Genomic DNA, 18,475 nt, shown 5'->3' with positions numbered 1-18,475 from the left:
GGGAGCCCCCTCTTGGCCATGCCGCCCAAATCCACGACGACCAAGCACATCTTCGTCACCGGGGGTGTCGCCTCCTCCCTCGGTAAGGGCCTGACCGCCTCCAGCCTGGGTGCGCTGCTCAAGGCGCGGGGCCTGCGGGTCACCATGCAGAAGCTCGACCCCTACCTGAACGTCGACCCGGGCACCATGAACCCGTTCCAGCACGGCGAGGTGTTCGTCACCAACGACGGCGCCGAGACCGACCTGGACATCGGACACTACGAGCGCTTCCTCGACGTTGACTTGGACGGCTCCGCCAATGTCACTACAGGACAGGTGTACTCGACGGTCATCGCCAAGGAGCGGCGCGGCGAGTACCTGGGCGACACCGTGCAGGTCATCCCGCACATCACCAACGAGATCAAGCACCGCATCCGGCGTATGGCGGCCGACGACGTCGACGTCGTCATCACCGAGGTCGGCGGCACGGTCGGCGACATCGAGTCGCTGCCCTTCCTGGAGACCGTCCGCCAGGTCCGGCACGAGGTCGGCCGGGACAACGTGTTCGTGGTCCACATCTCGCTGCTGCCGTACATCGGCCCCTCCGGCGAACTGAAGACCAAGCCGACCCAGCACTCGGTCGCGGCTCTCAGGAACATCGGTATCCAGCCGGACGCGATCGTGCTGCGCGCCGACCGCGAGGTGCCCACCGCCATCAAGCGCAAGATCTCGCTGATGTGCGACGTCGACGAGGCGGCCGTGGTCGCTGCCATCGACGCCAAGTCGATCTACGACATCCCGAAGGTGCTGCACACCGAGGGCCTGGACGCCTATGTCGTGCGCAAGCTGGACCTGCCCTTCCGTGACGTGGACTGGACGACCTGGGACGACCTGCTCGACCGCGTCCACAACCCGCTCCACGAGATCAACCTCGCGCTCGTCGGCAAGTACATCGACCTGCCCGACGCCTATCTCTCGGTCACCGAGGCGCTGCGCGCCGGCGGCTTCGCCAACAAGGCCCGCGTGAAGATCAAGTGGGTCACCTCGGACGACTGCAAGACCCCGGCGGGCGCCGCGAAGCAGCTCGGCGACGTCGACGCGATCTGCATCCCCGGTGGCTTCGGCGACCGTGGCGTGTCGGGCAAGGTCGGTGCGATCCAGTACGCCCGCGAGAACAAGATCCCGCTGCTCGGCCTCTGTCTCGGCCTGCAGTGCATCGTGATCGAGGCCGCGCGCAACCTGGCCGGCATCCCGGACGCCAACTCCACCGAGTTCGACTCCGCCACCGCGCACCCGGTCATCTCCACCATGGCCGAGCAGCTCGACATCGTGGCGGGCGAGGGTGACATGGGCGGAACGATGCGCCTGGGCATGTATCCGGCCAAGCTCGCCGAGGGCTCCATCGCGCGCGAGGTGTACGACGGCAAGGAGTACGTCGAGGAGCGTCACCGCCACCGCTACGAGGTGAACAACGCCTACCGCGGCGAGCTGGAGAAGAAGGCCGGTCTGCAGTTCTCCGGCACCTCCCCGGACGGCAAGCTCGTGGAGTACGTGGAGTACCCGCGCGAGGTGCACCCCTACCTGGTCGCGACCCAGGCGCACCCCGAGCTGCGCTCCCGCCCGACCCGCCCGCACCCGCTCTTCGCAGGCCTGGTCAAGGCCGCCGTCGAGCGCAAGACGGGCAAGTAGCACAAGGGCTGTACGGTGGCCGGGGTACGCGTCTTTCGGGACGTGTGCCCCGGTTTTCGTTCGGTGCGTAGGAGGAACAGGGCGACATGACGATCAAGGACACCCCCGAGGAGTGGGAAGTCAGGGCCACCGCGACTCCCTTCGTCGGCAACAAGACGTCCGTCCGCACCGACGACGTGGTCATGCCGGACGGCTCGGTCGCCCGCCGCGACTACCAGGTCCACCCCGGCTCCGTGGCCGTCCTCGCCCTCGACGACCAGGACCGCGCGGTGGTGCTGCGCCAGTACCGGCACCCCGTGCGCCACAAGCTGTGGGAGATCCCGGCCGGCCTCCTCGACGTCCCCGGTGAGAACCCGCTGCACGCCGCTCAGCGCGAGCTGTACGAGGAGGCGCACGTCAAGGCCGAGGACTGGCGTGTGCTGACCGACGTCTACACCACCCCGGGCGGCTGCTCCGAGGCCGTGCGGATCTTCCTCGCCCGTGAACTCTCCGAGGCCGAGGGGGAGCGCTTCGAGGTCGAGGACGAAGAGGCCGACATGGAGCTGGCCCGGGTCCCCGTCGGCGAACTCGTGCGCGGGGTGCTCGCAGGAGACCTGCACAACAACTGTCTCGTCGTGGGCGTGCTCTCCCTGATCGCCGCCCGCAGCGGCGACGGACTCGACGCGCTGCGCCCGGCCGAGGCGCCCTGGCCGGCCCGCCCCTTCGAGTCCTGACGCACCCTGGACAGCCGCTCTCCCACCCTGGACGCGCTCCTCTCCCACTCTGGACTCTCCTCTCCCACGATCCGACAGCGTCAGTCCTACGATCGGCTGATCCGATCGGGGGATGTCTCCGCCGTGCTCCGCCCGGATCGTCGCAGAGCGTGAACTAGGCTCTGGAAACGCCCGAACCGGAGTCCCGGCGGGCTTGCGCGCGCAGTGGGACGGGAGTGTGGCCCGTGGCGGATCAGGCGGTGGACACAGACGGCACGAGAGTGTCGTCGGCGGGGCGGCGCCCGGCTGCCGGGTCCGCTCCTACGGAGGGTCAGTTCCTGGGCCGCACACGAGAGTTGAAGGAACTCAGGGTCGACATCGAGCGCGCGGGCCTGGACACCCTCGCGGGCCGCAAAGCACCCCGCGCGCGCGTGCTGCTCATCGCCGGCAGGCCCGGCTCGGGCCGCACCGCGCTCGCCGAGGAGCTCGTACGGCAGGTTGCGGGGAGTTACCCGGACGGGGTGCTGCGCGCCCGGCTCGCCGAACCCGACGGCACCCCCGTGCCCACCGAGCGCACCGCGCGGGAGCTCCTGAGGGCCCTGGAGCTGCCCGCGCCGGCGGGGGCAGCCGCCGACGACCTGAGCGAGGCGGTGCGCGAGGCCCTCGCCACCCGCCGCGTTCTGCTGCTGCTCGACGACGCGGCCGACGCCGAGCAGGTCGACGCGCTGCTTCCGGACACCCCCGAGTGCCTGGTCGTCGCGGTCTCCGGCGGACCGCTGACCGGCATCGCGGACGTCCGCCCCTGCACCCTGGGCGGCCTGGACACCAAGTCCGCGCTCGAACTGCTCGACCGCTTCACCGGCTCGGTGCGCATCACCGTCGACCCGCTCGCCGCCGAGGGACTGGTCGAGGAGTGCGCCGGTCAGCCCGCCGCCCTGCGCCTCGCGGGAGGCTGGCTCGCCGCCCGCCCCACCTCGGCCGTCGCCGACCTCGCCAAGCAACTGCGCACCGAGGGCGACGAGAGCACCCCGCTCGGCCGGATCTTCCACCTCGTCTACACCACGCTGTCCGCCACCGCCGCGCGGATACTGCGTCTGCTCTCGCTCGCCCCGGGCGGCCTCATCGACCCGCACACCGCGTCCGCGCTGGCCGGCTGCTCGGTGGACACCGCACGGTCCGCGCTGGACGACTTCGTCGGCTTCGGCCTCGTACGGCCCGTCGAGTCGCGGCTGCCGCAGTACGAGGTGCCCGGCTGCCTGCTGCCGCTGCTGCGCTCCCTGGCCGAGAGCCAGGACCGCCCGGCCGAGCTGCAGCTGGCCCGCGCCCGGATGCTGGAGCGGACCGTACGGCTGCTGGCGTCCTGCCGCGCCATCACCGAGACCGACAACGCGCCCGCGCGCGAGAAGCTCGCCGCGCTGCCCCGCGAACTGCGCTTCCCGACTCCCAGGGCGGCCGAGGACTGGCTGCGCATCCGGCAGCCCGCGCTGCTGGCCGCGGCCCGGCTCGCGGTCGCGGACGGCGAGCTGGACACCCTGGCCAGGAGACTGATGGCCGCGCTGGTGCGGGCGATGGTCGCCCACTTCGGCACCCGGGCCGCGGCGCCCGAGCTGTACGGCATCCACCGCCTCGTCCTCGACGTCGCCGAGCGCCAGGGCCAGCCCCGCGAGAAGGCCGCCGCCCTGCTGAACCTCGCCGACCTGGACGCGCAGACCGGCCGTACGGCCGACGCCCTGGCCCGCTACCGGGCCGCCCTGGACGCCGGACGCGAGGCGAACGACCCGTATGCGACCGGCCGCGCGATGGAATCCGTAGGCGGCGCCCACCAGGAGCTCGGGGACCACGACCGGGCCGCCGACTGGTACGGCAGGGCACTCGCCCAGCGGCTGGCGCGGGACGAGCGGGTGGACGCCGCCCGGCTGTACGGCCGTATCGCCACCGCGCACACCTACGCGGGCCGCTACGGCGAGGCGCTGCGCAACTGGCGCGCCGCCGTCACCGGACACCGCAGGAACGGCGATGTGCCCGCCCAGGCGCGGGCGTTGAGCGAGCTGGCGCGCGTCCAGGAGTACGCCGGGCGGCCCGAGGAGTCGCTGCGCACCTGCCACGAGGCGGTCGAGTGGGCGCGCCGCGCCGAGGACCACCGGCTGCAGGCCGCACTGCAGCTCCGGCTGGCCGACACCCTGGACCGGCTCGGCGACCCCGCCGCGGCGCGACTGCACCGCAAGGCCGCCGAGCGCATGCTGGGTGATGAGCTTCCGGAGAGCGCGACGGCCAAGGAAGACACAGAAGACACGGAACAAGGTGCTAACGCCTGCGAAATCCGTAGTACATCCGTCGAAGATTGATGCATTGAAAGGCTAGACAGAGAGAAACCCTTCATTAGACTGGCTCCGCCGCGTTCTTCCGTGGTGTCTCCCGATGCGCCCCCGTGTATCCGGGTATGACATGCATTGCCCCGGCTTGCATCGCCCCGGCCGTGCATAGCCCCAGAACCCTCTGAGTCAAGGACCGTGATCGACGTGAAGGTCGGCATCCCCCGCGAGGTCAAGAACAACGAGTTCCGGGTGGCCATCACCCCCGCCGGTGTGCACGAGCTGGTGCGCAACGGCCACCAGGTCGTCGTCGAGCGGAACGCCGGTGTCGGCTCCTCGATCACGGACGACGAGTACGTTTCCGCCGGTGCGCAGATCCTGGAGACCGCCGACGAGGTCTGGGCCGCCGCCGACCTGCTGCTGAAGGTCAAGGAGCCCATCGCGGAGGAGTACCACCGCCTCCGCAAGGACCAGACCCTCTTCACCTACCTGCACCTGGCCGCGTCCAAGGAGTGCACGGACGCGCTCCTGGAGTCCGGCACCACGGCGATCGCGTACGAGACGGTCGAGCTGCCGAGCCGCGCGCTGCCGCTGCTCGCCCCGATGTCCGAGGTCGCGGGCCGCCTCGCCCCCCAGGTCGGCGCCTACCACCTGATGGCCGCCAACGGCGGCCGCGGTGTGCTGCCCGGCGGTGTCCCCGGTGTGCTGCCCGCCAAGGCGGTCGTCATCGGCGGCGGTGTCTCCGGCTGGAACGCCGCGCAGATCGCCATCGGCATGGGCTTCCAGGTGACCCTGCTCGACCGTGACATCAACAAGCTCAAGGAGGCGGACAAGATCTTCGGCACGAAGATCCAGACCGTCGTCTCCAACGCCTTCGAGCTCGAGAAGGCCTGCCTCGAGGCCGACCTCGTCATCGGTGCGGTCCTCATCCCCGGCGCCAAGGCCCCCAAGCTCGTCACCAACGAGCTGGTCTCCCGGATGAAGGCGGGAAGTGTTCTTGTCGACATCGCGATCGACCAGGGCGGTTGCTTCGAGGACTCCCGCCCGACCACGCACGCCGAGCCGACCTTCCCGGTCCACAACTCGGTCTTCTACTGCGTCGCCAACATGCCCGGCGCCGTGCCCAACACCTCCACGTACGCGCTGACCAACGCCACGCTGCCGTACATCGTGGAACTGGCCAACCGCGGCTGGGTCGAGGCGCTGCGCCGCGACCCCGCGCTGGCCAAGGGCCTCAACACGCACGACGGCAAGGTCGTGTACCGGGAGGTCGCGGACGCGCACGGCCTGGAGCACGTCGAGCTGGAGTCCCTGCTCGGCTGAGACACCGAAGGGTGACCGGACGAGTGGCCGGCTGACCCATCAATCAGCAAAAGGCGATACGTCAACACAGGTCGTCAACGCCCCGTACCCGGCCGGACCTTGCCCAGCGAGGTCCGGCCGGGTGTGTGTCGGGTCACTTTGCGACACTCGTTCAACTCGCCACGAACGTAACCCTTCAACCGATTCGCACACCCGTGAAACCTGCTGTGCGACGGCCTTACGCCCTTGACAGAGGGGTGTTCGGTTGCCGACACATCGGGTCGGGTCCGGCGGATTGTGTTGCTGCGGACCGGTGACACGCCATAGAGTCGCCAATCGTCGGCATGGTGCCACGCTGACCTATCTAGAAGTTTCCTGGTCACCAAGGAGGTAAGACGACTTGTGAATGAGTCGACATTTACTCCCGGGGGTGGTCAACCAGGAATGCCGGCGCGGGGCCAGGGCCCCACGGGGCTCGAGGCTGTCGGCTCCGTCGCTGTCCGAACCTTCGCAGCGCAAAAGAGTCCCCGGATGACTCAGACAGCACACCAGAGCATGGATGGCCATCACGTGAACGCCATGGCCGGCAACGGAAGTGGCGGGAACCACACCCACTTCGCCGACTACGACGAACTGCCCGAGGGGCACTTCTACGACCCCGACGCCGAGTACGAGCCCGATCCGGAGTACGCGGCCACGCTCGCGCCCGACGCGGCCCGTCAGCGCCGTGAGCGCGTCGGACCGACCGGACGCCCGCTGCCCTACTTCCCGATCCCGGGTCCGCTGACCAGCCACGGCCCCGCGACGATCATCGCGATGTGCAACCAGAAGGGCGGCGTCGGCAAGACGACGTCGACCATCAACCTGGGCGCCGCGCTCGCGGAGTACGGACGCCGGGTCCTGCTCGTCGACTTCGACCCGCAGGGCGCGCTCTCCGTGGGCCTCGGCGTCAACCCCATGGAGCTCGACCTCACCGTCTACAACCTGCTCATGGAGCGGGGCATGGCGGCCGACGAGGTGCTCCTGAAGACGGCGGTCCCGAACATGGACCTGCTGCCCAGCAACATCGACCTGTCCGCTGCCGAGGTGCAGTTGGTGTCCGAGGTCGCGCGCGAGTCCACGCTTCAGCGCGCGTTGAAGCCCCTGATGGCCGACTACGACTACATCGTGATCGACTGTCAGCCCTCGCTCGGCCTGCTCACCGTCAACGCCCTCACGGCGGCCCACAAGGTGATCGTGCCGCTCGAGTGCGAGTTCTTCGCCCTGCGCGGTGTCGCGTTGCTCACCGAGACCATCGAGAAGGTCCAGGAGCGGCTCAACCCCGAGCTGGAGCTCGACGGCATCCTCGCCACGATGTACGACTCCCGCACGGTGCACAGCCGTGAGGTGCTCGCGCGCGTGGTCGAGGCGTTCGACGATCACGTCTACCACACGGTGATCGGCCGGACCGTCCGCTTCCCGGAGACCACCGTCGCCGGTGAGCCGATCACCACGTACGCCTCCAACTCCGTCGGTGCCGCCGCCTATCGCCAGCTCGCCAGGGAGGTGCTCGCCCGGTGTCACGCCGAGTGAGTCTGCCGGGGGCCGACGAACTGTTCCGTACCACCGGGGGCATGGCGCTCCAGTCATCCACCCCCACCCGCCGGACCAACGGCGAGGCCCGGGTACCGGCTCCGGCCGGTGAGAGCGACCCGGCCGCCGTGGCGGAGGACGCGCCGCAGTCGGTGCCCGTGCAGGGTGGTGACGGCGAGGGCGACGAACACGTCGCGGCGGACGCCGAGGCGGACGCGGGAGAGTCCCGCAGCCGGGGTACGGCCCCGGAGCGCTCGGCGCGGCGCCAGGCGACGCAGGAGGGCGCCGGCGGGCAGCCCGCCCGCGGCAGCAAGCGCTCCCGCGCCGCGAACCGGCGGCCCAGCGGGCGGGAGCGGCACGACGAGAAGATCACGGTGTACGTGTCCGCCGAGGAGCTCATGGACCTCGAGCACGCCCGGCTGGTGCTCCGCGGGGAGCACGGGCTCGCGGTCGACCGCGGCCGGATCGTCCGCGAGGCGGTCGCCGTCGTACTCGCCGATCTTGAATCCCGCGGGGACGCGAGCATCCTCGTACGACGGCTTCGCGGGCGGTAGCGGTAGCCTGCGACGGCTATGACCTCGAACGACACCTCTGTCCCCGCCGGCTCCGGCGGCCGTCGCCGTGTCCTGGGCCGGGGCCCCGGCGCGACGCCGGTCCCGACGGAGGGGCGGGACGGGCGGCCCGAGGAGCGCGTCGAGTCGGCCGAGGGGCCGCCGGTCGAAGGACGGGCCGAGTCGGTCGAGGAGCCCGTCGAGGCCGCCGCGGAGACGGCGCCCGAGCCTCCCGCGCAGGAGAGCGCCGAGCCTCCGGCGGAGCCGGCGCCCGAGCCTCCGGTACAGGCCGAGGCCTCCGCAGGGCCGGAGCGTCCGCCCCGTTCGCAGGGTGCTGCCGAGTCCGAGGCTTCCGACGAGGTCGCTGACGGTGTCTTCAAGGTGCGGCTTGCGAACTTCGAGGGGCCGTTCGACCTGCTGCTTCAGTTGATCTCGAAGCACAAGCTCGATGTCACCGAAGTGGCGCTGTCCAAGGTCACCGACGAGTTCATGGCGCACATCAGGGCGATGGGGCCCGACTGGGACCTCGACCAGACGACCGAGTTCCTGGTCGTCGCGGCGACGCTGCTCGACCTGAAGGCCGCCCGGCTGCTCCCGGCCGCCGAGGTCGAGGACGAGGCGGACCTGGCGCTGCTGGAGGCGCGGGACCTGCTGTTCGCGCGGCTGCTCCAGTACCGCGCCTACAAGCAGATCGCGGACATCTTCAACGCCCGGCTGGAGGAAGAGGCCCGCCGCTACCCCCGTACCGTCGGGCTCGAAGCCCACCACGCCGAGCTGCTGCCCGAGGTGGTCATCAGCATCGGGGCGGAAGGATTCGCCAGGCTCGCCGTGAAGGCGATGCAGCCCAAGCCCAAGCCGCAGGTGTACGTCGACCACATCCACGCCCCGCTGGTGAGCGTGCAGGAGCAGGCCGGGATCGTGGTGGCGCTGCTGCGGGAGCTCGGGGAGGCCAGTTTCCGCGCCCTCGTCGAGGACACCGAGGACACCCTCACCGTCGTGGCCCGGTTCCTGGCCCTGCTGGAGCTCTACCGGGAGAAGGCCGTCGTCCTCGACCAGGAGGAGGCCCTCGGGGAGCTCATGGTGCGCTGGACGGGCGGGGACGGCGACGACCAGCCGAGGGTGACGGACGAGTTCGACCGCCCGGCGGAGGCGGCCAAGGACGACCGGGCCAAGGACGGCGACACCAAGGACGACAAGATCAAGGACGGCGCCAAGGAGGAGAAGGCGTGAGCCGGGAGAGCACCGACATCGCGGCGGGCCTGCGTACCGTCGCCGACCTCGACCTGAAGCCCGCCCTGGAGGCCGTCCTCATGGTCGTGGACGAGCCCGCGACCGAGGAGCACCTCGCGAAGATCCTGGAGCGGCCCAAACGGCAGATCAAGGACGCGCTGCGGGAGCTGGCCGACGAGTACACCGTCCAGGGCCGCGGTTTCGAGCTGCGGCTCATCGCGGGCGGCTGGCGCTTCTACACCCGGCCCGAGTACGCGGCGGCCGTCGAACGCTTCGTCCTCGACGGGCAGCAGGCCCGGCTGACCCAGGCGGCCCTTGAGACTCTGGCGGTCGTCGCCTACCGCCAGCCGGTGAGCCGATCCCGGGTCTCGGCGGTCCGCGGAGTGAACTGTGACGGTGTGATGCGCACCCTGTTGCAGCGCGGTCTGGTCGAGGAGGCGGGCACGGAACCCGAAACAGGTGCGATCCTGTACGTGACGACGAACTACTTCCTGGAGCGAATGGGCCTGCGCGGTCTGGACGAGCTCCCGGAGCTCGCGCCCTTCCTCCCCGAGGCGGACGCGATCGAGGCCGAGACGCTGGAAGGGGTCCCGTCGTTCGATCCGGATGCACCGGATGCAGATGCAGACGACACGACGACGACGGAACTTTGATGCGAAGCAGTGGCAGTGGCAGTGGCAGGAACAGCGGGCGCGGCAACCCGCGGGCAACCGGCGGGAGCAGCAACCCGCGGGGGACCGGCGGGAGCAGCAACCCGCGGGGGACCGGCGGGAGCGGCAGCCCGAGGGGGACCGGTGGGAGCGGCGGTGCACGTGGGACCGGTGGGAGCGGCTCCCAGCCGAGGAGCGCGGGAGGGCGCGACGACAAGCCGAAGCGCGCCGGCAAGCCCCGCCCCGAGGAGCGCCGCTACGACGTAGGCCCCGCCGCGTCCCACGAAGGCCCGAAGTCCGGGCGCGGCAACGCGGCCCGCGGCGGCGCCAAGGGCGGCCCCAAGCAAGGCCAGCAGCGCGGCGGCCGTACGGAGCCCTCGCGTTCCCGCGAGTACGAGACGCGGGCCGAGGAGCGCAACCGGGACCGGTACGCGGGCAAGCCCGACGTCAAGCTTCCCAAGACCTTCCCGGGCGCCGAGCAGGAGGGCGAGCGCCTGCAGAAGGTGCTCGCGCGTGCGGGCTACGGCTCCCGGCGCTCCTGCGAGGAGCTGATCGAGCGGGCCAGGGTCGAGGTCAACGGCGAGATCGTCCTGGAGCAGGGTCTGCGCGTCGACCCGGAGCACGACGAGATCAAGGTCGACGGGCTGACCGTGGCCACGCAGTCGTACCAGTTCTTCTCGCTGAACAAGCCCGCCGGTGTGGTCTCGACCATGGAGGACACGGAGGGCCGGCAGTGCCTCGGTGACTACGTGACGAACCGCGAGACGCGGCTCTTCCACGTCGGGCGGCTCGACACCGAGACCGAGGGCGTCATCCTGCTCACCAACCACGGCGAGCTGGCGCACCGGCTGACCCACCCCAAGTACGGCGTGAAGAAGGTCTACCTCGCGCACATCGTGGGTCCGATCCCGCGCGACCTGGGCAAGCGGCTCAAGGACGGCATCCAGCTGGAGGACGGGTACGCCAAGGCGGACCACTTCCGGGTCGTCGAGCAGACCGGCAAGAACTACCTCGTCGAGGTGACCCTGCACGAGGGCCGCAAGCACATCGTGCGCCGCATGCTCGCGGAGGCCGGCTTCCCGGTCGACAAGCTCGTGCGTGTGGCCTTCGGTCCGATCACCCTGGGCGACCAGAAGTCGGGCTGGCTGCGCCGCCTGTCGAACACCGAGGTCGGGATGCTCATGCAGGAGGTCGATCTCTAGGCCCGCCTGACGGCTCTGGAGGGCGCTGTGCGCCCTCCGCCCGCCTTCACCGCCCTCGGGGAGCGCGGCGGGCTCCGACACGCCCCAGGGGCCGCTGAGGGCTTCTGTCACGGATGCGCCGGGAACCGCGCCCGAGGTCTTGTGGGGGCGCGGTTCGGCTTTTTATAGTCGTACTGACTATTACTCGTGCCGGTCATTACCGGCTACGACTCGTGCGGAACCGGGGGCGGGTGACTTGCGCGCAAGGGGAGGTCTCGCCCCCGAGGGCTACGACAAGTACGCCTTCGAACCCTTCGCCGTCACCGTCGACCTCGCCGTCCTGACCGTCCGCGCGGGCGAACTCGAGGTGCTGCTCGTCGAACGGGGGCAGGAACCGTACGCCGGCCGCTGGGCACTGCCCGGCGGCTTCGTGCTGCCGAAGGAGTCCGCGGAGACGGCCGCCCGGCGTGAACTCGCCGAGGAGACCGGCATCCCGGACCTCTCCTGCCTCCATCTGGAACAGTTGCGGACCTACAGCGAACCCGACCGCGACCCGAGGATGCGGGTCGTCTCCGTCGCGTTCGCCGCGCTGCTCCCCGACCCTCCCGAGCCGTATGGCGGCGGGGACGCGGCGCAGGCCCGGTGGGTGCCGTACGGCTCGCTCGGCCCGCTCGCCTTCGACCACGACCGCATCCTCGCCGACGCCCACGAACGCGTCGGCGCCAAGTTCGAGTACACCTGTCTGGCCACGTCCTTCTGCCCGCCCGAGTTCACCCTCGGTGAGCTGCAGCGGGTCTACGAGACGGTGTGGGGCGCCGTCCTCGACCGGCCCAACTTCCGGCGCAAGGTCCTCGCCACGCCCGGGTTCGTCGAACCCGTCCCTGGGGCCGCACGCCTCACCGGAGGCCGCGGCAAACCCGCCGCGCTCTACCGCGCGGGCGGCGCCACCGCCCTGCAGCCACCCCTGCTGCGTCCCCCTTCGGAAGGACGGCCCTCATGACCACCACCCCGACGCTCGCGAAGCACGCCGCCACCGGATCCCTGCTCGGCCTCGCCCTCGGCGACGCGCTGGGCTTCCCGACCGAGTTCAACGACGTCCCCTCGATCCTGGCCAAGTTCGGCCCCTGGCGGCAGATGAAGCTGCCGCGGCCCGCGATCGTCACGGACGACACGCAGATGACGCTGGCGCTGGGGCGGGGACTGCGTACGGCGATGGACCGCGGCCTGCTCACACCGCTGCGGATGGAACGGCCGGTGCGCGAGGAGTTCGTGGACTGGTACCAGTCGCCCGACAACAACCGCGCGCCCGGCCGCACCTGCCTCGTGGCCTGCAACCTCCTGAAGACCGAGGGCCGGCCCTGGCAGGAGGCCAGCCAGATCGACTCCAAGGGATGCGGGGCCAACATGCGGGTGGCGCCGGTCGGGCTCGTACGGGGGCTCAGCGACGAACAGCGCTCGGGCGCCGCGCAGTTGCAGGCCGCGCTCACCCACGGCCATCCCACCGCGCTCGCCGCCTCGGACCTCACCGCCCACGCCGTGTGGCTCCTCGCCGGAGGCGCCGAGCCGACCGAACTGATCGGCCTCCTGCGCTCGTACGCCCAGGAGAACCGCGGCCGCTACCTCTCCCGCTGGCTCGGCGACCTGTGGACCCGCAGCCAGGACCCCACACCGGAGCACTTCATCGGACGCGGCTGGGACGAGTGCCTGGAGGTCCTCGACCGCCTTCAGGAGGCCGTGCGCACAGCCTCGCCCGAGAGCGACCCGTGCCTGGCAACCGGCGCGGGCTGGATAGCCGAGGAAGCGCTCGCCACCGGACTGCTCTGCTTCCTGCAGTTCGTCGACGAGCCCGTCACCGCGCTGCGCCGCGCGGCCTGCACCTCGGGCGACTCCGACTCCATCGCCTGCCTGACGGGCGCGTTCGCCGGCGCCCACCACGGCTCCGACGCCTGGCCGACGGAGTGGGCCGACCGCATCGAGTACCAGAGCGACCTCATGTCGCTGGGGGCGCTCTGGGACGCATGAGATGCGGCTCTGGGTGCATGAGATACGGCTCTGAGATGCTTGCGCGATGATCGACGACGTCCTGGACATCGACCTCGCGGCCGTGGTGGCCGAGCAGCCCGACCCGGTGCTGTTCGCCACCGTCTCCGGGGCGCACCTGTACGGCTTCCCCTCGCGCGACTCGGACGTCGACCTCAGGGGCGTGCACCTGCTGTCGGCGGCCGAACTGGTCGGCCTGCGCGAGCCGGACGAGACCCGGTCGCGGATGTGGGACCGCGGCGGCGTCGAGATGGACCTCGTCACCCACGACCTGCGCAAGTTCGTACGGCTGATGCTGCGGCGCAACGGCTATGTGCTGGAGCAGCTGCTCTCGCCACTGGTCGTGCACACCGGGGAGGCGCACCGCGAGCTGGTCTCGCTCGCCCCCGGAGTCCTCACCTCCCACCACGCCCACCACTACCGGGGCTTCGCGGCGACCCAGTGGCGGCTGTTCGAGAAGACCGGCGAACTCAAGCCGCTGCTCTACACGTTCCGGGTGCTGCTCACCGGTATCCATCTGATGCGCAGCGGTGAGGTGCAGGCCGATCTGCGCACCCTGGTCGCGGGGGTCGGGGAGGCTCCCGTGTATCTGCCCGACCTGATCGCGGCGAAGACGGAGCGGGAGCACGGGGACGCGAACGTCGACCACGCGCGCGTGGCGGCCGACGTGGAGCGGCTGCACGGCGTGCTGGACGTGGCGCAGGAGGCCTCAGCGCTGCCGGACGCTCCGTCCGCGTACGACGCCCTGCACGCTTTCGTCGTCCGGGTCCGGCTGGAGGGTCCGGGGAGCTCCGCAGTCCGCGCGGAGGGCTGAGGCGCGGCGGGTGCGCAGGAGGAAGTCCTCGACGCGGGCGTGGTCCGGTTCGGCGGGCAGCGGGCTGTGGGCGGCCGCGTCGTCCGCCTCGGTCGCCAGCCGGGTCATCCAGGCCTCGACCTCGGGCCATGGGACCTCGCCGCGCTTCACCGCGAGCAGCGCCTCGCGCCGGGGGCCGACGTCTATCGTCAGTGCGCCGGTGCGCAGCAGGTCACGGGAGCTCATGAGGAGGCGCAGGAGGTGCATGGCATGTTTCCAGCGCGGGGCGCCGTGCTGCCGGACGTCGGCGTCCAGCTTCTTGCGCTGGCCCAGGGCGTAGCGGGCGAACGTGTCGTGCGCCCGGCGGGAGAGGAACGCCTCGCGCAGGGCGAGGAGCTCGCGGCCCGTGTCGTCGACGTACTCGACGAGCGGGGAGTGCAGGCACTCCAGGATGTTCGGGTTGGCGCGCAGCGCGAGGGTGCAGAAGCGTTCGAGTTCCCAGCTGAACTGTTCCTCGGCCGGCCCTTCGACGTGCGTCGGGGGCTTCTCGAAGCGCCAGAAGAGCGGGGTCGGCGCGAGGAACACACCCCGGCGGTCCGTGTCGCTGCCGTCCGTGGCCAGCCCGAAGGCGCGCGAACCCATCACGCAGGAGTAGATCGTGTGGTCGCGCACCAGGGACACCGGGGTCTCGGAATGCATGTCCTGGAGCGTACGTGCCCGCTCACACCAGGAAGATTGATTTTCCCTTCACCGTGATCTTCTTCGCGGGCAGGGGACGCGGGGCCGGGCCCGCGACCACCGAGGCGTCCGTGATGCGGTACTTGCTGCCGTGGCAGGGGCAGTCGATGGTGCCGTCGGCGACCTTGTTCACCGTGCAGCCCTGATGGGTGCAGATCGCCGAGAAGGCCTTGAACTCGTCCTTCTTCGGCTGGGTGACCACGACCTTCTCTTCTTTGAAGACCTTGCCGCCGCCGACCGGGATGTCACTCTTCTCGGCGAGTTCCTTGCCTGCTGAGGGCTTGGCGATGGGGGAGGTGGTCGCGGTCGGGGGGGATGCCGACGAGCTTTCGCTGTCGCCGTACTTGCTGCATCCCGCGAGCAGGAAGGCCGCGCCCGTTCCGAGCACCGTGCGCCGCGCCGGGGGGTTCGTCATGTCGTCACTCCGAACGTACGGAAGAACCAGAGAGCCGACGTCAGCCAGATGGCCGTGAGGACGACGAAGACGAGTCCTCCGACCAGGGGCAGCAGCCAGCCGGGCAGTCGCTCCGAGCGGAGCAGGAGCATTTTGGCACTAAATGTACCGAAGAAGAAGCAACCCAGGAGCGAGTGCCACATCACCCGCGGTTCGTACGTCTGATAGCCCAACGCGTACAGGCAGTGGACCGCGACCGGCACCGCCACCAGGAACGCGACCCGCCCCGACCAGCGGTGCAGCGTCGGCGCCCAGCTCGGCCCGGGCAGCTTCCCGTAGACCATGAACGCCGAGACCAGCTGGACCAGCGCGAAGGCGAACGCCGTCGTCGCCAGCCACGACTTCACCGCGCCCGTGCTGCTGAACCCCGCGAGGTTGAAGGCGGTCCCCGTCGGGTGGTGCGACTTGCCGTAGGCGCCGAGGCCGACCGCGACGGCCGCGGCGACCAGGGCGGGGACGAGATAGCGGGCCGCGCCCGGGCGGCGGTGGGCGGGCGGGGGAGAGGGGAAGCCCTGGGTGGCGGCGTTCGGATCCACGGTCATATCGGTTCCCGATCAGGAAAGGGCCAGGAAAGGGTTCACGAACGGGTCTTGGAGTGGCGGGTCCTGGAGTGACGCGTCTTGGAGTGACGCGTCTTGGAGTGGCGGGTCATGGAGCGACGGGCGAGGCGGTGAGTGTCTGTCCGTCGACCGTCACGGTGCCGGTCTCCGGGTCGATCGCCGGCGCCGCCGCGGGCTTGCCGTCACGGTCGAGGATGCCGACCTGCTTGCCGCCGGGCAGCACGATCCAGCCGCCGTCGAGCTTGGCGCCGCGCACCGTGGCGGTCGCGCGGTAGAGCCCGGACGGCTTGACCGCCATGTCGGCGGTGAACGCGTAGCGCTGCCCGCCGAGGTCGACGGTGCCGCGGATGCTTCTGCCGTCCTTGAGCGTGCCGTTCAGTTCGGCGCCGTGCTTGCCGGTGAGCTTCATGGTGCCGTCGTCCTTGACGTCGCCCTTCAGCCACGACTCCTTGCTCCGGCCGTCGCAGAAGTACGCGATCGCCTTGCCGCCCCGCAGGGAGACGGCGACCGCGGAGGAGTTGTCGTCGGTGCGGCCCGCGTAGTCGGCGTTCGGCCGCGCGCTCTTCGAAGGGGGCGGGGGGCTCGACGGCGGCGACGTGCTCGTGGCCGGCGGGCTCACCTGCGGCGTGGCGCTGGGTGAGGCCTCTTGGTACGACGAGGACGCGTTCTTCGTCCCCGTCGTCGCGTTGAGCGTCAGCATGAACACGGCGAGCAGGAGCCCCGCCAGAAGGGTGAGCAGCGGTCCTGGGCGTTTCATACGGGCCATGCGGGCCTCCCCCGAGGCGGGTCTTCTGCCATGAGAGCGGACCCGTGCCCCGGCGTCCAGAGGCGCACGGGTGTGTTCTCACTACAAGGCCCAGTCGTGGATCGGCACGGGCGAGAACAAGCCCGTCGGCGGTGAGCGGATCGCCCGGAGCGGAGAGCTGCCGCAGCCGGGCGCCTCACTGGAGGACCTCATCAAGCAGCGGTCGCTCTGAGTCGCTCCGGGACGTGCTCCTTTTCGTGCGCGGCGGCCGTCTCGTCAGGCGGGCGCCGCGCACTCGCGCGTTGCGGCCTGACTACGCTGGTGTGACAAGACGAGACACGACGACATACGACGAGATACGAACAGTACGTAGCTCGGCTCAGCGAGGAGTGACACCGTGGCGGTACGAGCGGTCCGGGGCGCCGTCCAACTGGAACGGGACGAGGCCGGCCACATGGACGAGCAGGTCAGCGAGCTGCTCACCGCCGTCCTGGAGCGGAACGGTCTCACCACCGACGACCTCATCAGCATCTGGTTCACCGCGACGCCCGATCTGCACAGCGACTTCCCGGCCGCCGCCGCCCGCAAGCTCGGCATCGTCGACGTGCCGCTGATCTGCGCGCAGGAGCTGGACATCGAGGGTGCGATGCCCCGGGTCGTACGGGTCCTCGCGCACATCGAGTCCGACAAGCCCCGCGCCGACATCGCGCACGTCTACCTGGGCGCCGCGGGCGCGCTGCGCAAGGACATCGCCCAGTGAGAACCGCGCTCGTCATCGGAACCGGGCTGATCGGTACGTCGGCGGCCCTCGCGCTCTCCCAGCGGGGCGTCGTCGTCCACCTCACCGACCACGACCCGCAGCAGGCCCGTACGGCGGCCGCGCTCGGTGCCGGCACCGACGAGGCGCCCGGCGGGCCCGTGGACCTCGCGATCGTGGCGGCCCCGCCGGCGCACGTGGCGGCGACGCTCGCGGACGCCATGCGGCGTGGGGTCGCGCGCGGCTACCTCGACGTGGCGAGCGTCAAGGGCGGCCCGCGCCGCGAGCTGGAGGCGCTCGGCCTCGACCTCTCCGCGTACATCGGCTCGCACCCCATGTCGGGCCGTGAGAAGTCGGGCCCGCTGGCCGCGACGGGCGACCTCTTCGAAGGCCGTCCCTGGGTTCTCACCCCCACTCGGGACACGGACACCGAGGTCCTGAACCTCGCCCTCGAGCTGGTGTCGCACTGCCGTGCCGTCCCGGTCGTCATGGACGCCGACGCCCACGACCGCGCGGTCGCGCTCGTCTCCCACATGCCGCACCTGGTGTCCAGCATGGTCGCCGCGCGCCTGGAGAACGCGGAGGAGGCGGCGGTACGGCTGTGCGGGCAGGGCATCCGTGACGTGACCCGGATCGCGGCCTCCGACCCCCGGATGTGGATCGACATCCTCTCCGCGAACCCGGGCCCGGTCGCCGACCTCCTCGCGGACGTCTCCGCCGACCTCGACGAGACCGTCCAGGCCCTGCGCGCCCTCCAGTCCTCCGACGACGCCAAGCGGCGCGAGGGCGTGAGCGGCATCGAGGACGTCCTGCGCCGCGGCAACGCGGGCCAGGTCCGCGTCCCCGGCAAGCACGGTGCCGCGCCGCTGACGTACGAGACGGTGGCCGTCCTCATCGACGACCAGCCCGGCCAGCTGGCCCGCATCTTCGCCGACGCGGGGGCCGCCGGAGTCAACATCGAGGACGTACGCATCGAGCACGCGACCGGACAGCAGGCCGGCCTCGTCCAGCTGATGGTGGAGCCGAAGGCGGCACCGGTACTGAGCACGGCACTACGGGAGCGGGGCTGGGCGCTGCGGCAGTAGGGCCTTCGTCCGGCCCCGCTGCGGCAGTAGGGCCGTCGTCCGGGGTGTGTGGCCTGTGTGGTGGGTCGTGGTGCGGTGGGTGACCGGCCCCGGGAAGGGCCAGTAATGCGGGGTCCGGGAAGCCAGTAACCTTGTGCGGGGCGCG

At 70.9% G+C, this 18,475-nt stretch carries 18 protein-coding genes and 1 pseudogene; 15 read left to right on the top strand and 4 right to left on the bottom strand.

Going from position 1 to position 18,475, the window contains the following annotated elements; genetic code table 11:
* The first annotated feature begins 18 nt into the window (after positions 1-18).
* From ACFZDJ_RS22595 to ACFZDJ_RS22540, 12 genes are all read left to right on the top strand, one after another.
* Complete coding sequence (locus ACFZDJ_RS22595) at positions 19-1,668, top strand: CTP synthase (protein WP_391060954.1); 1,650 nt, start codon at positions 19-21, stop codon at positions 1,666-1,668.
* An 86-nt stretch (positions 1,669-1,754) separates the two neighbouring features.
* Positions 1,755-2,381 carry an NUDIX hydrolase gene (locus ACFZDJ_RS22590; protein ID WP_168507780.1) on the top strand — a complete coding sequence of 209 codons (627 nt, stop codon included), beginning with the start codon at positions 1,755-1,757 and terminating at the stop codon, positions 2,379-2,381.
* A 224-nt stretch (positions 2,382-2,605) separates the two neighbouring features.
* The gene (locus ACFZDJ_RS22585) at positions 2,606-4,705 is read left to right on the top strand and encodes a tetratricopeptide repeat protein (RefSeq protein ID WP_390933987.1); all 2,100 of its coding nucleotides are present in this window, start codon (positions 2,606-2,608) and stop codon (positions 4,703-4,705) included.
* Positions 4,706-4,870: 165 nt separating this feature from the next.
* Entirely contained in the window at positions 4,871-5,995 is a 1,125-nt protein-coding gene (gene ald, locus ACFZDJ_RS22580; protein WP_391060952.1) for an alanine dehydrogenase, read from the top strand.
* Between the two features lie 423 nt (positions 5,996-6,418).
* Positions 6,419-7,546, top strand: coding sequence for a ParA family protein (locus ACFZDJ_RS22575; RefSeq protein WP_075027827.1), 1,128 nt, complete (start codon positions 6,419-6,421; stop codon positions 7,544-7,546).
* On the top strand, positions 7,531-8,100 hold the full coding sequence (locus tag ACFZDJ_RS22570; RefSeq protein WP_075027826.1) for a hypothetical protein: 570 nt from the start codon (positions 7,531-7,533) through the stop codon (positions 8,098-8,100). Before ACFZDJ_RS22575 ends, ACFZDJ_RS22570 begins: the two co-directional genes overlap by 16 nt.
* An 18-nt stretch (positions 8,101-8,118) precedes the next feature.
* Entirely contained in the window at positions 8,119-9,327 is a 1,209-nt protein-coding gene (locus ACFZDJ_RS22565) for a segregation/condensation protein A (protein WP_391060950.1), read from the top strand.
* 80 nt (positions 9,328-9,407) lie between these two features.
* Positions 9,408-9,980 carry an SMC-Scp complex subunit ScpB gene (gene scpB, locus ACFZDJ_RS22560; protein WP_384906492.1) on the top strand — a complete coding sequence of 191 codons (573 nt, stop codon included), beginning with the start codon at positions 9,408-9,410 and terminating at the stop codon, positions 9,978-9,980.
* Positions 9,980-11,179, top strand: a complete 1,200-nt coding sequence (locus ACFZDJ_RS22555) for a pseudouridine synthase (RefSeq protein WP_391060948.1) — start codon at positions 9,980-9,982, stop codon at positions 11,177-11,179. The genes scpB and ACFZDJ_RS22555 overlap by 1 nt, the downstream gene beginning before the upstream one ends.
* Before the next feature lie 235 nt (positions 11,180-11,414).
* Complete coding sequence (locus ACFZDJ_RS22550; RefSeq protein WP_390933992.1) at positions 11,415-12,158, top strand: NUDIX domain-containing protein; 744 nt, start codon at positions 11,415-11,417, stop codon at positions 12,156-12,158.
* A complete protein-coding gene (locus tag ACFZDJ_RS22545) occupies positions 12,155-13,180 on the top strand; it encodes an ADP-ribosylglycohydrolase family protein (protein WP_390933993.1) in 1,026 nt (341 codons plus the stop codon). Before ACFZDJ_RS22550 ends, ACFZDJ_RS22545 begins: the two co-directional genes overlap by 4 nt.
* A gap of 46 nt (positions 13,181-13,226) precedes the next feature.
* Positions 13,227-14,012 (top strand): DNA polymerase beta superfamily protein, encoded by a 786-nt coding sequence (locus ACFZDJ_RS22540; RefSeq protein WP_390933994.1) that lies wholly within the window; start codon positions 13,227-13,229, stop codon positions 14,010-14,012.
* Here ACFZDJ_RS22540 and ACFZDJ_RS22535 read toward each other — a convergent pair.
* From ACFZDJ_RS22535 to ACFZDJ_RS22520, 4 genes and pseudogenes are all read right to left on the bottom strand, one after another.
* A pseudogene (locus ACFZDJ_RS22535) lies at positions 13,908-14,693 on the bottom strand (DNA polymerase beta superfamily protein); the annotation flags it as partial. The gene ACFZDJ_RS22540 and the pseudogene ACFZDJ_RS22535 sit on opposite strands and share 105 nt — an antisense overlap.
* 19 nt (positions 14,694-14,712) lie before the next feature.
* The gene (locus tag ACFZDJ_RS22530; protein ID WP_390933995.1) at positions 14,713-15,144 is read right to left on the bottom strand and encodes a Rieske 2Fe-2S domain-containing protein; all 432 of its coding nucleotides are present in this window, start codon (positions 15,142-15,144) and stop codon (positions 14,713-14,715) included.
* Positions 15,141-15,725 carry a DUF6529 family protein gene (locus ACFZDJ_RS22525; protein WP_390933996.1) on the bottom strand — a complete coding sequence of 195 codons (585 nt, stop codon included), beginning with the start codon at positions 15,723-15,725 and terminating at the stop codon, positions 15,141-15,143. The genes ACFZDJ_RS22530 and ACFZDJ_RS22525 overlap by 4 nt, the downstream gene beginning before the upstream one ends.
* Positions 15,726-15,831: 106 nt before the next feature.
* The gene (locus tag ACFZDJ_RS22520; protein ID WP_391060986.1) at positions 15,832-16,500 is read right to left on the bottom strand and encodes a hypothetical protein; all 669 of its coding nucleotides are present in this window, start codon (positions 16,498-16,500) and stop codon (positions 15,832-15,834) included.
* Between the two features lie 79 nt (positions 16,501-16,579).
* On the opposite strand from ACFZDJ_RS22520, the gene ACFZDJ_RS22515 reads away from it, so the two are divergent.
* The 3 genes from ACFZDJ_RS22515 to ACFZDJ_RS22505 all read left to right on the top strand — a co-directional run bounded on the left by ACFZDJ_RS22515 (position 16,580) and on the right by ACFZDJ_RS22505 (position 18,330).
* Positions 16,580-16,720, top strand: coding sequence for a hypothetical protein (locus tag ACFZDJ_RS22515; RefSeq protein ID WP_390933997.1), 141 nt, complete (start codon positions 16,580-16,582; stop codon positions 16,718-16,720).
* A gap of 165 nt (positions 16,721-16,885) precedes the next feature.
* Positions 16,886-17,248 carry a chorismate mutase gene (gene aroH, locus ACFZDJ_RS22510; RefSeq protein ID WP_054234458.1) on the top strand — a complete coding sequence of 121 codons (363 nt, stop codon included), beginning with the start codon at positions 16,886-16,888 and terminating at the stop codon, positions 17,246-17,248.
* Complete coding sequence (locus ACFZDJ_RS22505) at positions 17,245-18,330, top strand: prephenate dehydrogenase (protein ID WP_168507761.1); 1,086 nt, start codon at positions 17,245-17,247, stop codon at positions 18,328-18,330. The genes aroH and ACFZDJ_RS22505 overlap by 4 nt, the downstream gene beginning before the upstream one ends.
* The last annotated feature ends 145 nt before the right edge of the window (positions 18,331-18,475 follow it).

The organism is Streptomyces sp. NPDC007896 (assembly GCF_042959425.1).
GTDB lineage: Bacteria > Actinomycetota > Actinomycetes > Streptomycetales > Streptomycetaceae > Streptomyces.
Note: the sequence above shows the minus strand (reverse complement) of the source record. Positions and strands in the feature narration are given on the sequence as shown.

Coding starts and splice junctions, on each gene's coding strand:
- ACFZDJ_RS22575 (WP_075027827.1), top strand. CDS start 6,419: ATGCCGGCGCGGGGCCAGGGCCCCACGGGGCTCGAGGCTGTCGGCTCC.
- ACFZDJ_RS22540 (WP_390933994.1), top strand. CDS start 13,227: ATGATCGACGACGTCCTGGACATCGACCTCGCGGCCGTGGTGGCCGAG.
- ACFZDJ_RS22590 (WP_168507780.1), top strand. CDS start 1,755: ATGACGATCAAGGACACCCCCGAGGAGTGGGAAGTCAGGGCCACCGCG.
- ACFZDJ_RS22555 (WP_391060948.1), top strand. CDS start 9,980: ATGCGAAGCAGTGGCAGTGGCAGTGGCAGGAACAGCGGGCGCGGCAAC.
- ACFZDJ_RS22595 (WP_391060954.1), top strand. CDS start 19: ATGCCGCCCAAATCCACGACGACCAAGCACATCTTCGTCACCGGGGGT.
- scpB (WP_384906492.1), top strand. CDS start 9,408: ATGGTCGTGGACGAGCCCGCGACCGAGGAGCACCTCGCGAAGATCCTG.
- ACFZDJ_RS22565 (WP_391060950.1), top strand. CDS start 8,119: ATGACCTCGAACGACACCTCTGTCCCCGCCGGCTCCGGCGGCCGTCGC.
- ACFZDJ_RS22525 (WP_390933996.1), bottom strand. CDS start 15,725: ATGACCGTGGATCCGAACGCCGCCACCCAGGGCTTCCCCTCTCCCCCG.
- ACFZDJ_RS22545 (WP_390933993.1), top strand. CDS start 12,155: ATGACCACCACCCCGACGCTCGCGAAGCACGCCGCCACCGGATCCCTG.
- ACFZDJ_RS22530 (WP_390933995.1), bottom strand. CDS start 15,144: ATGACGAACCCCCCGGCGCGGCGCACGGTGCTCGGAACGGGCGCGGCC.
- ACFZDJ_RS22520 (WP_391060986.1), bottom strand. CDS start 16,500: ATGAAACGCCCAGGACCGCTGCTCACCCTTCTGGCGGGGCTCCTGCTC.